The organism is Megalodesulfovibrio gigas DSM 1382 = ATCC 19364, assembly GCF_000468495.1.
Taxonomy (GTDB): Bacteria; Desulfobacterota; Desulfovibrionia; order Desulfovibrionales; family Desulfovibrionaceae; genus Megalodesulfovibrio; species Megalodesulfovibrio gigas.
The window spans coordinates 3,038,744-3,051,640 of sequence record NC_022444.1; the positions used below are offsets into that span (position 1 = coordinate 3,038,744).

Here is a 12,897-nt window from a genome sequence, read left to right on the forward strand (position 1 = left end):
CTTCGTCAGAATCCCTTGTTGGTCAGATCCGGCCGGACCTTGAGGATGCGGGCCCGCTTTTCCACGTCCACCCACCAGTAGCCCTGCCCCACGGCATACTTGGGCTGCACGGCCGGGCGGTCGAACTTGTCCCAGGCAGCCACGCGCCACACGGTGTTGTGCCAGCAGGGAATGACATAATGCCCCCAGAGCAGCACGCGGTCCAGGGCATGGCAGGCAGCGACAAGGGCCTTGCGGTCCTTGGCGGAGATGACGGCTTCCACCAGGGCGTCCACGGCCGGGTCCTTCACGCCCATGAGGTTCATGGAGTCCTGCATGTCCGCGGCCTGGGAGTGGAAATAATAGCGCTGCTCGTTGCCCGGCGAGTCGGACTGGCCCAGGGGCACGGTGCTCATGTCGAAATCAAAGGAGCGGATGCGGGTGAGCCACTGGGTGGTGTCCACCATGCGCACCACCACCTTCACGCCCATACGCTCAAGATTCTTGACAAAGGGCAACATGATGCGCTCGAAGGCCGGGTCGCGCTCCAGGTATTCGAACTGCAGGGCCTTGCCGTCCTTCTTCAGCACGTCGCCGTCCAACTGCCACCCCGCGGCCTGGAGGAGTTCCAGACCCTTTTTAAGATTCTCCCGCAGGGAGCCGGGAGCCTTGGTGCTGGGCGGTTGATAGGTGCTGGTGAAGACCTCGTCCGGGATCCTGCCCCGCCAGGGCTCCAGCAGGGCCAGTTCTTCCGGCGAGGGCAGCCCGGAGGAAGCCAGCTCGCCCCCGGAAAAATAGCTGGCGCTGCGCACGTACTGGCCGTGGAAGAGGTTCTCGTTGGACCATTCAAAATCAAAGGCATAGGCCAGGGCCTCGCGCACGCGGGGATCCTTGAACACCTCGCGCCGGGTGTTGAAGATCATGCCCTGCAGGCCGTAGGTGGTGTGATCCGGGATCTCCTGCTTGACGATGAGCTTCTGGTCAAACGCGGGACCGGTGTAGCCGGTGGCCCACTGGCGGGCGACGTTTTCCTCGCGGTAGTCGTATTCCCCGGCCTTGAAGGCTTCCATGGCCACGGTGGAATCGCGATAGTATTCGTAGGCGATGCGTTCGAAGGTGAGCCCGCCACGATTCACGGGCAGATGCCGGCCCCAGTAGTTGGGGTCCTGCACATAGGAGACACTGCGGCCGGCCTCGAACTTCTCCACCTTGTACGCCCCGCTGCCCAGGGGGATTTCCAGGTCCGCCTTGGCGAAGTCCCTGGTTTCCCAATAGTGCCTGGGCAACACCGTGAGCTGGCCGAGGATGAGGGGCAGTTCGCGGTTCTCCCCGGTCTTGAAGGAGAACTTCACAGCATGGTCGTTCAGGACCTCGCATTGCTCCACGTCGGCGTAGTATTGCTTGTAGACAGGCGATCCCTTGGCCAGCAGCGTCTCGAAGGTGAAGGCGACATCCCTGGCGGTGAGGGGCACGCCGTCGTGGAAGCGCGCCTCGGGCCGCAGGTGGAAGATGATCCAGGTGTTGTCCGCGGCCAGCTCCATGGATTCGGCCACCAGCCCGTATTCGGTGAACGGCTCGTCCAGGGATTTCACGGTCAGGGTGTCGAAGAGCAGGCCTGCACCGGCGGCGGCGATGCCTTTGGGCAGAAAGCCGTTGAAGGTATCGAAGGAGCCGATGGCCGAAAGCCGCATGGAGCCGCCGCGGGGCGCGTCGGGATTCACGTAGTCGAACTGCACGAAGCCGGGGGGGTACTTGGGGGTGTCGCCCAGGGCCAGGGCATGCAGACGAGGCTCGGCATGGGCGGCATGGTGGCACAGGACGCAGGACAACAGGAGGCACAGAAAAAAGAGGGGTCGTTTCATGGTCTGTCTTGGGCTGAGAAGTCCTGGGTGGAAGCTGTCACGGTTGAAAAAGTCCTTCCTGAACTTTCCCAAACGGGGTGGCTACTCGCCGCAATTGCCGTCGTTGCTCCGATGCACCACGCGCAGCGTGTGCCCGGCGGCCTGGAGCCCGGCAAGCAGGCATTCGCAGGCGCGCTGGGGCTGAAAGTGCATCCCGCAGGTAAAGCAATCCGCCGCCGCATAGCCCTGCTCCGGCCAGGTGTGGATGGACAGATGCGACTCCGCCAGCAGCGCCAGCACAGTGACGCCGGAGGGCGAGAACGCCCTGCTCGTCACCTCCAGCACCGTGGCGCCGGCCTCATCCGCAGCCCGGCGGACCAGCGTTTCCAGCCCGGCCACATCGTCCAGGACATCGCGGGGGCACCCGTAACAGTCAAGCAGGCAATGGACACCGGTGATGCGCATGGTCCATGTCAGACATCAAACCGGCCGCCATGTCAATGCCCGGGACTGACAGCGACAGTTCCCGCCTTGCCAGGGTTCGATAAACAATGGTAGGCTGACGAAGAATTACCTTGTGTTCCCAGCCCGGCCATGGCAGGGGGGCGGCATGCACATCATCCTGGAACAATTGGGAACCATCGCCTCCCTGGAGCGATCCCTGCACGCGGCCATGGCAGCGCCCGGCGTGCGGTCGCTCTTTGTGCTGGCGTGCGAAGAGAATCGCTATCCCCTGCCAGCCCTGGATGCCTTGCTGCGCGGCCTTTCCGTGCCTGTGTTCGGCGGCCTGTTCCCGGCCATTCTCCACGGGCGGAAACAACTCACCATTGGCAGCCTGGTGGTGGGACTGCCCCAGGAGACCACCCCCCACGTCATCCACGGCTTGTCGGACCCGGCGGCGGATTATGTGGCCCGGCTGGAACGCACCCTGGATGACGGCCTGGCCGGCCGCACCCTGCTGGTGCTGGTGGACGGCTTGGCCAGCCGCATTGTCTCCTTTGTCGAAGCCCTGTTCTGCCTGCATGGCCTGGAGGGAAACTACCTGGGCGGCGGCGCGGGATCCCTGAGCTTTCAGCAACAGCCCTGCCTCATCACCAATGCCGGTCTGGTGGCCGATGCCGGGGTGGTGGTCGCCCTGGATGCGCCCAGCCGCGTGGCCGTGGGCCTGGGGTGGCGGCCCCTTCACGACGACCAGACCGCCGCCTGCTTTTCCAGGCACTGTCCTGGTCCCTGCAAAACACCCCTGAAGGCCACGGAAGTCCAGCACAACGCCATCATCAGCCTGGACTGGGAACCCGCCCTGGAGGTGTACGGCAATCTGGTGCGCTGCCATGCCGGGGAGCAGCTGTCCCGGGCAGACGTGTTCGCCATGGCCAAGTCCTATCCTCTTGGCATCACACGCCTGGATGACGGGATCATCGTGCGCGATCCCTTGTATCTCACGCCGGACGGCCACCTGCTCTGCGTGGGCGAAATCCCGCCCGGCGCGTTCATGGAGGTGCTGCACGGCAGCAAGGAAAGTCTGATCCAGGCCGCGGCAGCCGCCGCCGTCCAGGTCCGTCGTCCGCCCGCGTCGGCCCCGGCGCTTTGTCTGGTCATGGACTGCATTTCCCGTGTCCTGTTCCTGGGAGCTGATTTTTCCAGGGAGCTGGACTCCTTGCAGATTCCGGATGCCCCCCTGGTCGGCGCGTGCTCCATCGGCGAAATTGCCAACACCGGCAGGCGGCGGGTGGATTTCCACAACAAGGCGTGCGTGGTCGGCATACTGGAGCAGGTATGAATCTCCGGGCCCTGGAGCAGACCATCCACGAAATCGCCATGGCCACGGGCAACAGCCTGGTCATGGAGACCATGCTGCAGGAAGCGCTTTCCACGTACCTCACCCGCCTGTCCTGCATGGCTGCCGAGGTCTTCGCCGCCCGGCCGTGGGAGGGCGGGGCGCAGTTCCGCAGCATTTTCCGGCTGCCCCGGCGCCCCCTGCCCGGCGGCGTGGTGGAGGAGGCCAGCCGCCTGGTTCCCGGCCAGGTGAAGGCCGGAGACCTGGACCCCTTTTTGTCCGACATGCCGGTGCATTCGGAACACGACGGCGTGCATCGGTATCTGTTCGAGCTGCCCGGCTTCGGCCTGCTGCTGGTGCTGCGCAGCGACGAGGCCTTCAGCAGGCCCATGCTGGAATCCCTCTTTGCCCTGCACCGCAAGCTGGCCCGGGCCTGCCTTTCCTGCATGCGCAGCGAGGATGCCCGCTTGGCCAACACCCGGCTGCGGCAGGAAATGCTCCAGCGCGCCATGACCGAGGAAAAATACCGCAGCATTTTTGAAAACGCCGTGGAAGGCATCTTTCAGAGCACGCCCGAGGGCCGGCTGCTGGAAGTGAACCCGGCCATGGCCAAGATGCTGGGCTATGCCTCTCCGGCCCAGATGCTGCGCGAGGTGCTGCGGCTGGAAGAGGATTTGTACGTCCATCCCCAGGACCGCCGCCGGCTGCTGGCCGCCTTCCTGCGGCAGGACCGCGTGACGGCCTTCGAGGTGCCATACCGCCGGCGCGACGGCAGCGTCATCTGGGTCTCCCTTTCCGGCCGCATCGTCCGCGACGAGACCGGCCGCCCCCTGCGGCTGGAAGGCCTGTGCGAAGACGCCACCCAACGCAAGGCCACCCTGCAGGCCCTGGAGAACGCCAAAAATGAGGCCGAACGCCTGAGCCTCATGAAATCCAACTTCCTGACCCTGGTGTCTCACGAACTGCGCACGCCCATGACGTCCATCCTGGGCTTTTCCTCCCTCATCAAAAAACGCATCGAACGCAAGGTGCTGCCGGCAGTGCAGGGAGATTCGGCAGGCAAGGCCCTTGAGGACGTGCTCGGGAATCTGGACATCATCGTCATGGAGAGCAACCGGCTCTCGGAACTCATCAACAACACCCTGGATCTTGCCCGGCTGGAGTCCGGGCAGTTCGTCTGGGACGTGGTCCGGTTCGAGGTGCCCGCCCTGATGGCGCATGCCCTGCGCAGCAGCGAGGTGCTGTTCAGCCAGAAGGGCCTGGCCCTGCAGCGTCGCATCCCGGAACGCCTGCCCCTCGCCGTCGGGGATTACAACCGTCTGCTCCAGGTGCTCATCAACCTGCTGTCCAACGCCGTCAAGTTCACCCCTGCCGGCACGGTGACCTGCGCCGTGGCGCAGGAAGACGGGCTGCTGCGTTTTTCCGTGACCGACACGGGCATCGGCATTCCCAATGCGGACAAAGACATCATTTTCGACAAGTTCAAGCAGCTGGGCGACACCCTGACCGACAAGCCCCGCGGCAGCGGCCTGGGTTTGCCCATCTGCAAGGAAATCGTGGAATGGCACGGCGGCCGGCTGTGGGTGGAGGATGCCCCCGGCGGCGGCAGCATCTTCTGCTTCACCCTCCCCCTGACGCCTCCGGACCACGTGCTGGCCCAGCTCCCAGACCATCGAGACGCAGCAGCACCGCCGCTTCCCGACAGCGAGTCCTGACATGTCAGCCCCAACCCCTGCCGACGCCCTGCAAGCCCCCCTGGTGCATGCGCTGCTGCGTGGCATTCCCGACGCCGTGTGGATTCTGGATGCAGAGCGCCGCCTGCTGGCCGCCAACGAGGCCGCCTTCCTGCGCTGCCCCATGCTGCGCCCGGAGCATGCCCTGGGCCAGCCCCTGGACACCCTGCTGCCCGTGCTGGCCAATCCCAGGCCGCAGACCGCCCTGCATCAGGCGCTGAGTTCCGGCGAATCCCAGGTGTTCGAGGAAGTGCTGGAGCACTATGCCATGGAATTCCGCGTCCACCGCACCCAGGGCCAGGAACCGCCCCTGCTGGTGCTGGTGGGCACGGATCTGTCCCGGCTGCACACGGCCATGGAGCACGTACGCCGCGAGCAGCAACGCTTTCAGTACCTGCTGGAGTCCCTGGACGGCCCCGTGCTGCTGGTGGGACAAGACCTGACCGTGCGCTACTGCAACCGCGTCTGCCGCAAGCTCCTGGGCAACCTGCTGGGCAGCCATTGCGTACACGTGCCCTGCCTGGCAGGGGCGGAAGAGCTGCTACCCTTCCGGCTGAACATCAACCGCCCGGCGTCCTGGGAATGGCGGCACCAGGACCGCCATTTTCACATGACCAGCGCCCCCATGACCGATGCCGACGGCGAGACGGTGAGCATCATCCACGGCGTGGACATCACCCGCCGCAAGGAAGCCGAACTCCAGCTGACCCACAGCCAGCAGCAGCTCGCCGCCATTGTCAGCTATGCCCAGGAAGGCATTGTGGTGCTTTCGGACGGCAAGCTGGTGTTCGCCAACCCGTTCATGCTGTTCCTGGTGGGCCAGCCGCCGGAGATGCTCACGGGGCAGCCCTTTTTGCCCTTCATCCATCCCGAAGACCAGCCCCGCGTGCTGGACATCCACGCCAACCGCCTGGCCGGGCGCGATGTGCCGTTCAGCTACGATTGCCGGCTGGTCCATCCTGCCACTGGCGCCAAATGGGTGCAGGTGGCGGCAGCCCTGCTGGAATGGGAGGGCCGACCCGCCGTGCTGGCCATGCTCACGGACATTTCCGAACGCAAAAAGATGGAGCACATGCTGCAGAACCTGCTGCAGGAGCAGGATCACATCATCCACGAAAAAACCAACAGCCTGATGCAAACCAATCAATCCCTGCTGCAGAGCATGGAACAGCAGCGACGCACGGCCAAAAAGCTGGAAGTGGCCAGCCGCAAGGCGCAGGTGGCCACGCGGGCCAAGTCGCAGTTTCTGGCCAACATGGGGCACGAAATCCGCACGCCCCTCAATGTCATCCTCGGCATGGCCCAGGTGGCCCTGCGCGACGCCCCCGCCGAAAGCAACCGGCGGCCTCTGGAAATGATCCTGGAATCCGGCGCGCACCTGCTGTCCATCATCAACGATCTGCTGGACTTCTCCAAGATTGAAGCCCATCATCTGGCCGTGGAGTGCATTCCCTTTGCCCTGCACGAACTGGTGCTGCGCACGGTGGAAGGCTTTTCCCCCGCCGTTGCGGACAAAGGCCTGCAGCTCACCTTGCACATCCACCAGGCCGTGCCGCAGGTGGTCATGGGCGATCCCGCCCGCATCGCCCAGGTGCTCAACAATCTGCTGTCCAATGCGCTGAAGTTCACGGCCCGGGGCCGCATCGCCGTCAGCGTCCGGCCCATCCGGCACGGCAGGCCGCACGGTCCCCGTCATGTCCCGCCCTCAGCCTGCATGACGCAGCTGCTCTTCTGCGTGCACGACACGGGAACAGGCATTGCCCAGGACAAGATTGCCAGCATCTTTCACAGTTTTCAGCAGGCGGACGCCTCCGTGGCCAGACGCTACGGCGGCACCGGCCTGGGCCTGACCATCTCCCGCCGGTTGGCCCGGCTCATGGGCGGGGATGTCTGGGCGCGCAGCAAGGAAGGCGCGGGCAGCCGGTTTTTCTTCTCCGCCTGCCTGCAGGCGCCGGATGCCTGCCTGCTGGACCAGCGCGCCCTACGCGGCCCGGCGCTGGCTCCCGAATGCGTCACGCCGCGCGTCATCCTGCTGGCGGAAGATTCCCCCCAGAATACGGAAATGCTCCTGGCCTTGCTCAAGCCTTACGGGCACCGCATCGTGCACGTCGCCAACGGGCAGGAGGCCCTGGACGCCCTGCGGCAGCCCGTCGCGCACGGCGTGAACGGCTTCGATGTGGTGCTGATGGATGTGCAGATGCCCGTGATGGACGGCCTGGCAGCCACGCGCCTGATCCGCGCCGGCGAGGACCCCGCCCTGCCGCGGGACATCCCCGTCATCGCCCTGACCGCCCACACCATGGAACAGGAAGTGCGGGCCATCCTGCACGCCGGCGCTACCCGGCACCTGGCCAAACCCGTGGATGTGCGGCTGCTGGTGCAGGCCCTGGCCGAGACGACCGCCGTGGCCTCCGTGTCAGACCTGCCTGCCACCACTCCCCCAACCACTCCCCCAACCACGCCTCCAACCACGCCTCCTGGCACGGGAACCTCCTGGCGCGCCGACCGGGACGCCGCACTGGCCCGCCTGGGCGGCAGCACGGCCCTGCTGCACAAGCTCACCGCCCTGTTCCAGCGCCAGACACCGGCACTCCTGGAGACCGCACGCACCGCCTGGCTGCAGGGCGATCTGGCCGCCCTGGCCGAGCAGGCCCATGCCCTCAAAGGCAACGCCGCAGCCATCGGCGCGCAGGCAGTGTCGGACGCCGCAGCCCAGGTGGAGACGGCGGCACGGCAGCACCGGCCGGACGATCTGCCCACGCCCATGCAGGCCCTGGAACGGGCCGTGGAACAGGCCCTGGCCGCCTGCCTGGAGGACATCGCGCAGGAAGCGTAGCGTATTTTAATATTGAAAAAGGATATTGCGAGAAGGGAAACCTTTTGCAAAAGGTGCTCCCCGCTCGCGCGCTCCCCTTCCAAAACTTTAGTAGTGTCTTGTAATTCTAACAAAAGTCTTTGGAAAGGGGGTTCGGGGGAAGAACCTTTCTGTAGAAAGGTTTTCCCCCGAGAACTCTTCTCAAAGATAACGTGCTCTAGCGCGTGCCGAAGATGCGGTCTCCGGCATCGCCCAGGCCGGGCAGGATGTAGCCGTGTTCATTCAGGCGTTCGTCCACGGCGGCGGTGTAGATGTCCACATCGGGATGCGTCTGCCGCAGCCGGGCGATGCCCTCGGGCGCAGCCACCAGAAACAGGCCCTTGATGGACTGGCAGCCGGCTTCCTTGAGCAGGTCGATGGTGGCCACCAGGGTGCCGCCGGTGGCGAGCATGGGATCCAGGATGAGGGCCACGCGCTCGGGCAGATCCTTGGCCAGTTTGGTGAAGTACCGCACCGGCTCCAAGGTCTCTTCGTTGCGGAAGATGCCCACCACGCTGACCTTGGCGCTGGGAATCATGTCCAGCACGCCGTCCAGCATGCCCAGGCCGGCGCGCAGAATGGGCACGGCGGTGATTTTTTTCCCTTTGATCACATCCACCTGCACCGGACCGGCCCAGCCGTCGATGGTCTGGGGCTCGGTTTCCAGATCCTTGGTGGCCTCGTACACCAGCAGCCGGGAAATCTCCGTGGCCAAGTGCCGAAACGTTTTGACGTCCAGGTCGTGCTGTCGCATGAGTCCGAGTTTGTGCCGCACCAGTGGATGATCGACGACATGCACCGCCATGGCTCCTCCTTCAAGGAACAGGGAAACGGGTGATGATGATGGTTGGAGACGACTTGCCGCGCAGGCCTTGGCTGGCGTAGTATGAAATCGGGCGGGTGGCAAGGCTGCGGCGCGCTCTTTCCACAATTCCAGACCATACAGCACAATCTACTGCCAGCGCACCGTCCCGTCAGCGCAAAGGACCGCCCATGACTGCCCCCTCCCCCCCGGAATCGCCCGCCTTTTTCCCTGCCGCCCTGCTGGCCGGAGCGTCCCTGCCCCTGCCGACCGAGGCCGTGGGCGAGCGGCTGGATCGGTTTCTGGCCACAGTCCTGAAGACGGAAGGCGTCTCCCGGGAAAAAGTCAAGGAATGGATCAAGGCCGGCTGCGTGCTGCTGGACGGCGAGCCCTGCCGGACTCCGCGTCAGTCCCTGACCCGGGGCATGCTGCTGCGGCTCAGCAATCTGCCTGAAATCATCCCCACCACCTGCGCCCCCGCCGTGGACCATGCCGACGCCCTGCGCATGCTGCATGTGGATGATGACATCCTGGTGGTGGAGAAGCCGGCCGGCCTCACCGTGCATCCGGCCCCCAGCTGCCGGGAAGAGACCCTGGTGCACCGGCTGCTGGCCCGCTATCCGGATCTGGCGGCCATGGGCACGGAGCGGCCCGGCGTGGTGCACCGCATCGACAAGGACACCTCCGGCCTGCTGGTGGTGGCGCGGCACGAAAAAGCCCGCCAGACCCTGGCCGCGGCCTTTGAGCAGCGCCAGGTGGACAAGGCCTATCTGGCCATTTGCCACGGCGTGCCTCAGCCGACTCAGGATCGCATCGACGCCCCCATGGGCCGGCACCCCACCCGAAAGACGTGCATGGCCGTGGTCCCCAAGGGCGGCCGGCCGGCCGTGAGCGAGTACCGCGTCCTGCATGCCGATCCCGACGGCCGCTGGGCCCTGGTGCTGGTGGTCATCCACACCGGCCGCACGCATCAGATCCGCGTGCACATGCGGCACATCGGGCATCCCCTGCTGGGGGACGGGCTCTACGGCGGGCAGGTGCGCCGGCCGGGAGACCTCCCCGCCATGCGCACCGCCGCAGCCCGACGGCAGATGCTCCATGCCTGGCGCACAGCCTTTGCGCATCCTGCGGACGGCCGCCGCATGGCCTTCCTCTCCCCCCTGCCGCGAGAGATGCGGGGCACGCTGTTGCGGTTGTCGCGGCGTTGCCAGCGGGTCATCATCACTGGCCTGCCCGGCTGCGGCAAAAGCGCCGTGACGGCCGGGCTGGCCGACGCCGGCGTGCCGGTGTTTTCCGCCGATGCCTGCGTGGCCGAACTCTACACCCCCGGCGCAGACGGCTACTCCATGCTGACGCGCCGCTATGGGGATCGGTTTCTGGACGAGAACGAACGCCTGGACCGCCGGGCCCTGTTCGCCGCCATGCGCGAGACGCCGGGGCTGCGTCAGGAAGTGGAGGCCATGATCCATCCCATGGTCAAGACCAAGCTGGACGCCTTCTGGACCGCCCATGCCGCCTGCCCCCTGGCCGTGGCCGAGATTCCCCTGGCCCTGGAGGCCGGCTGGGAGACGGGATCCGCCGCCGGCAGCGCAGATCTGCTCGTCGGCGTGCACTGCGACCGGGCCGAGCGCCATGCCCGGCTCCGACAGTCCCGCGGCTGGAACGATGCGCAGATCGCCGCCATGGAAGCCTGGCAATGGGGTGAAGCGGCCAAGCTGGGCCGCTGCCATCTGGTGGTGGACAACACCGGCGCCCAGGACGCCCTGCCCGGCCGCGTCCGGGCCCTGCGGCGGACCCTGGCCGGACTGCGGGCCACCCGGGCCCGCCGGGAATGGCGGCGGCTGGCGCTGCTGCTGCAAACACGATAGGATCACACCATGCTGCCCCTCAGAGATTCCATTCCCCGCGTGCACCGGCCCGTGGCCGTGTTGTTGATCATCACCGCCAATGCCCTGGTGTTTCTGTATCAGCTCGGGTTGCCGCCGGCTCTGGAGGAACAATTCATCCACTTCTGGGGCGTGATCCCGGCCCGGTTGTTTCATTCGGACTGGTCCTTCTGGCATCAATATCCGGAAACGCACCTGTACCTGTTCTCGTACATGTTTCTGCATGCCGGCTGGGGGCATTTTCTGCTGAATATGCTGTTTTTGTGGATCTTCGGCGACAATATCGAAGACGTGATGGGGCCCTGGCGCTTCCTGCTGTTCTATGTGTCCTGCGGGCTGGCGGCGCTGTTGCTGCATGCCTATTTCCATCCGGATTCCACCACCCCCATTCTCGGGGCCTCGGGGGCCATTGCCGGGGTGATGGGCAGCTACTTCCTGCTGTATCCGCACTCGCGGGTGCTCACCCTCATTCCCATCATCATCATCCCGTATTTCGTGGAGATTCCGGCCCTGGTGTTCCTGGGGCTGTGGTTCCTCATCCAGCTGATCTCGGGGCTCTCCACCCTGGGCAGCGCCGAGGGCGGAGGCATTGCCTGGTGGGCCCATGCCGGGGGCTTTCTGGCCGGCATGGTGCTGCTGCCCGTCTTCCGCAACCGTTCGCGCTGCTACTTCTGTTACAACGACCGCGGCCGGCGCATCGGCGTGTCCCGCTTTGATGGGCACTGATTCCATTTCCACGGCAAACGCCGTCATGGAACTGTAACCACGCTGCCGTAGATCTTCCTCAGCCATCCCCGGAATGCAGGTGCCCCGGTGCGAGCCGGACTGCCCTCAAACGGTCACGCAGCATTCATCCCCACGTCACAATCGGATTCTATTATGTGGGGAGATGCTGCACGATCTGAATTCCCGCGATGGCTTCAACAGGAGGATTCTCATGCGTTCCTTGCTTTCGGCAGCCCTGTGCGCCGTGCTGGCCGCGACCATGTGGGCCGGCGCGGCCCAGGCCCAGACCATGCGCGACCAGGTCCGCATCGTCGGCTCGTCCACTGTCTTTCCGTTTTCCAGCTTTGTGGCCGAGGAACTGGGCAAGACCACCAGCTTCCGGACGCCGGTAGTGGAATCCACCGGATCTGGCGGCGGACACAAGCTTTTCGGCGCCGGCGTGGGCACTGAGACGCCGGACATCACCAACTCCTCCCGCCGCATCAAAAAAAGCGAACTGGAAGCCTGCTACGCCCATGGCATGACCAGCGTGGTGGAGGCCCTCATCGGCTTCGACGGCATCGCCATTGCCCAGAACAGCAGGAATCCCGACTTCAAGGTCTCCCTGGAGCAGTTGTTCCTGGCCGTGGCCGAAAAGGTGCCCTCCAAAGGCAAGCTGGTGGCCAATCCTTTCACGAACTGGAAGGAGATCGACCCCACCCTGCCGAACCGCAAGATCCTGATCTACGGCCCGCCGGCCACCTCCGGCACGCGGGATGCCTTCGAAGAACTGGTGATGCACAAGGCCGTGAAGGCTTTCCCGGAATATGAGCAGGCACTGGGCAAGGAGGCCAAGGAATACTCGGCCATCCGGCAGGATCAGGCCTATGTGCCCTCCGGCGAGAACGACAACCTCATCGTCCAGAAGCTGGTGCAGGACAAAAACGCCTTCGGCATCTTCGGCTATTCCTTCCTGGACGAGAACAAGGACCGCCTCAAGGGCGCCATTGTCAACGGCGTGAAGCCCGACCCCAAGACCGTCTCCTCCGGGGAGTATCCCATCTCCCGCTCTCTGTATTTCTACGTCAAGGCAGACCACATCGGCAAAGTGCCCGGGCTCAAGGAGTATGTGGATCTGTTCATGAGCGAAAAGATGATCGGCAGCCGCGGCCTGCTCAAACGCATTGGCCTGATCCCGCTGCCCAAGGATGTGCTGGAGAAATCGCGCAAGGATGTGACCAGCCTCAAGCGGCTGGACCCGGCCAGCGTCAAATAAGGCGTGGCTGTTCAAAGCGCCACCGGGGGACACCTGTCTGAAGA

General features: G+C 65.1%; 9 protein-coding genes. 6 read left to right on the forward strand and 3 right to left on the reverse strand.

Features of this window, described 5'->3' with window-relative positions; all coding sequences use genetic code 11:
* Positions 1 to 5 precede the first annotated feature (5 nt).
* Both DGI_RS13385 and speD read right to left on the reverse strand, forming a co-directional pair.
* Entirely contained in the window at positions 6 to 1,841 is a 1,836-nt protein-coding gene (locus tag DGI_RS13385) for an extracellular solute-binding protein (RefSeq protein ID WP_021761670.1), read from the reverse strand.
* Between the two features lie 81 nt (positions 1,842 to 1,922).
* The gene (speD, locus tag DGI_RS13390; RefSeq protein ID WP_021761671.1) at positions 1,923 to 2,285 is read right to left on the reverse strand and encodes an adenosylmethionine decarboxylase; all 363 of its coding nucleotides are present in this window, start codon (positions 2,283 to 2,285) and stop codon (positions 1,923 to 1,925) included.
* A 145-nt stretch (positions 2,286 to 2,430) separates the two neighbouring features.
* Between speD and DGI_RS13395 the strand changes: the two genes are divergently transcribed.
* From DGI_RS13395 to DGI_RS17440, 3 genes are read left to right on the forward strand one after another with little or no spacing between them, the layout of a single operon-like run.
* Complete coding sequence (locus DGI_RS13395; RefSeq protein ID WP_021761672.1) at positions 2,431 to 3,600, forward strand: FIST signal transduction protein; 1,170 nt, start codon at positions 2,431 to 2,433, stop codon at positions 3,598 to 3,600.
* Positions 3,597 to 5,312: a sensor histidine kinase gene (locus DGI_RS13400; RefSeq protein ID WP_051286284.1), complete on the forward strand. Its 1,716-nt coding sequence runs from the start codon at positions 3,597 to 3,599 to the stop codon at positions 5,310 to 5,312. The genes DGI_RS13395 and DGI_RS13400 overlap by 4 nt, the downstream gene beginning before the upstream one ends.
* Before the next feature lies 1 nt (position 5,313).
* Entirely contained in the window at positions 5,314 to 8,166 is a 2,853-nt protein-coding gene (locus DGI_RS17440; protein WP_051286282.1) for an ATP-binding protein, read from the forward strand.
* 196 nt (positions 8,167 to 8,362) lie between these two features.
* Here DGI_RS17440 and upp read toward each other — a convergent pair whose 3' ends face one another.
* A complete protein-coding gene (gene upp, locus DGI_RS13410; protein ID WP_021761675.1) occupies positions 8,363 to 8,989 on the reverse strand; it encodes a uracil phosphoribosyltransferase in 627 nt (208 codons plus the stop codon).
* A 188-nt stretch (positions 8,990 to 9,177) separates the two neighbouring features.
* Between upp and coaE the strand changes: the two genes are divergently transcribed.
* The 3 genes from coaE to DGI_RS13425 all read left to right on the forward strand — a co-directional run bounded on the left by coaE (position 9,178) and on the right by DGI_RS13425 (position 12,853).
* On the forward strand, positions 9,178 to 10,854 hold the full coding sequence (coaE, locus tag DGI_RS13415) for a dephospho-CoA kinase (RefSeq protein ID WP_021761676.1): 1,677 nt from the start codon (positions 9,178 to 9,180) through the stop codon (positions 10,852 to 10,854).
* 9 nt (positions 10,855 to 10,863) lie between these two features.
* Complete coding sequence (locus DGI_RS13420) at positions 10,864 to 11,598, forward strand: rhomboid family intramembrane serine protease (protein ID WP_021761677.1); 735 nt, start codon at positions 10,864 to 10,866, stop codon at positions 11,596 to 11,598.
* A gap of 211 nt (positions 11,599 to 11,809) precedes the next feature.
* A complete protein-coding gene (locus DGI_RS13425) occupies positions 11,810 to 12,853 on the forward strand; it encodes a PstS family phosphate ABC transporter substrate-binding protein (protein WP_021761678.1) in 1,044 nt (347 codons plus the stop codon).
* The last annotated feature ends 44 nt before the right edge of the window (positions 12,854 to 12,897 follow it).

What these genes read in the sequence shown, in the direction of transcription:
- upp (WP_021761675.1), bottom strand. Translation starts at nt 8,989, where the DNA reads ATGGCGGTGCATGTCGTCGATCATCCACTGGTGCGGCACAAACTCGGA.
- DGI_RS13400 (WP_051286284.1), top strand. Translation starts at nt 3,597, where the DNA reads ATGAATCTCCGGGCCCTGGAGCAGACCATCCACGAAATCGCCATGGCC.
- DGI_RS17440 (WP_051286282.1), top strand. Translation starts at nt 5,314, where the DNA reads ATGTCAGCCCCAACCCCTGCCGACGCCCTGCAAGCCCCCCTGGTGCAT.
- DGI_RS13425 (WP_021761678.1), top strand. Translation starts at nt 11,810, where the DNA reads ATGCGTTCCTTGCTTTCGGCAGCCCTGTGCGCCGTGCTGGCCGCGACC.
- DGI_RS13385 (WP_021761670.1), bottom strand. Translation starts at nt 1,841, where the DNA reads ATGAAACGACCCCTCTTTTTTCTGTGCCTCCTGTTGTCCTGCGTCCTG.
- speD (WP_021761671.1), bottom strand. Translation starts at nt 2,285, where the DNA reads ATGCGCATCACCGGTGTCCATTGCCTGCTTGACTGTTACGGGTGCCCC.
- coaE (WP_021761676.1), top strand. Translation starts at nt 9,178, where the DNA reads ATGACTGCCCCCTCCCCCCCGGAATCGCCCGCCTTTTTCCCTGCCGCC.
- DGI_RS13395 (WP_021761672.1), top strand. Translation starts at nt 2,431, where the DNA reads ATGCACATCATCCTGGAACAATTGGGAACCATCGCCTCCCTGGAGCGA.
- DGI_RS13420 (WP_021761677.1), top strand. Translation starts at nt 10,864, where the DNA reads ATGCTGCCCCTCAGAGATTCCATTCCCCGCGTGCACCGGCCCGTGGCC.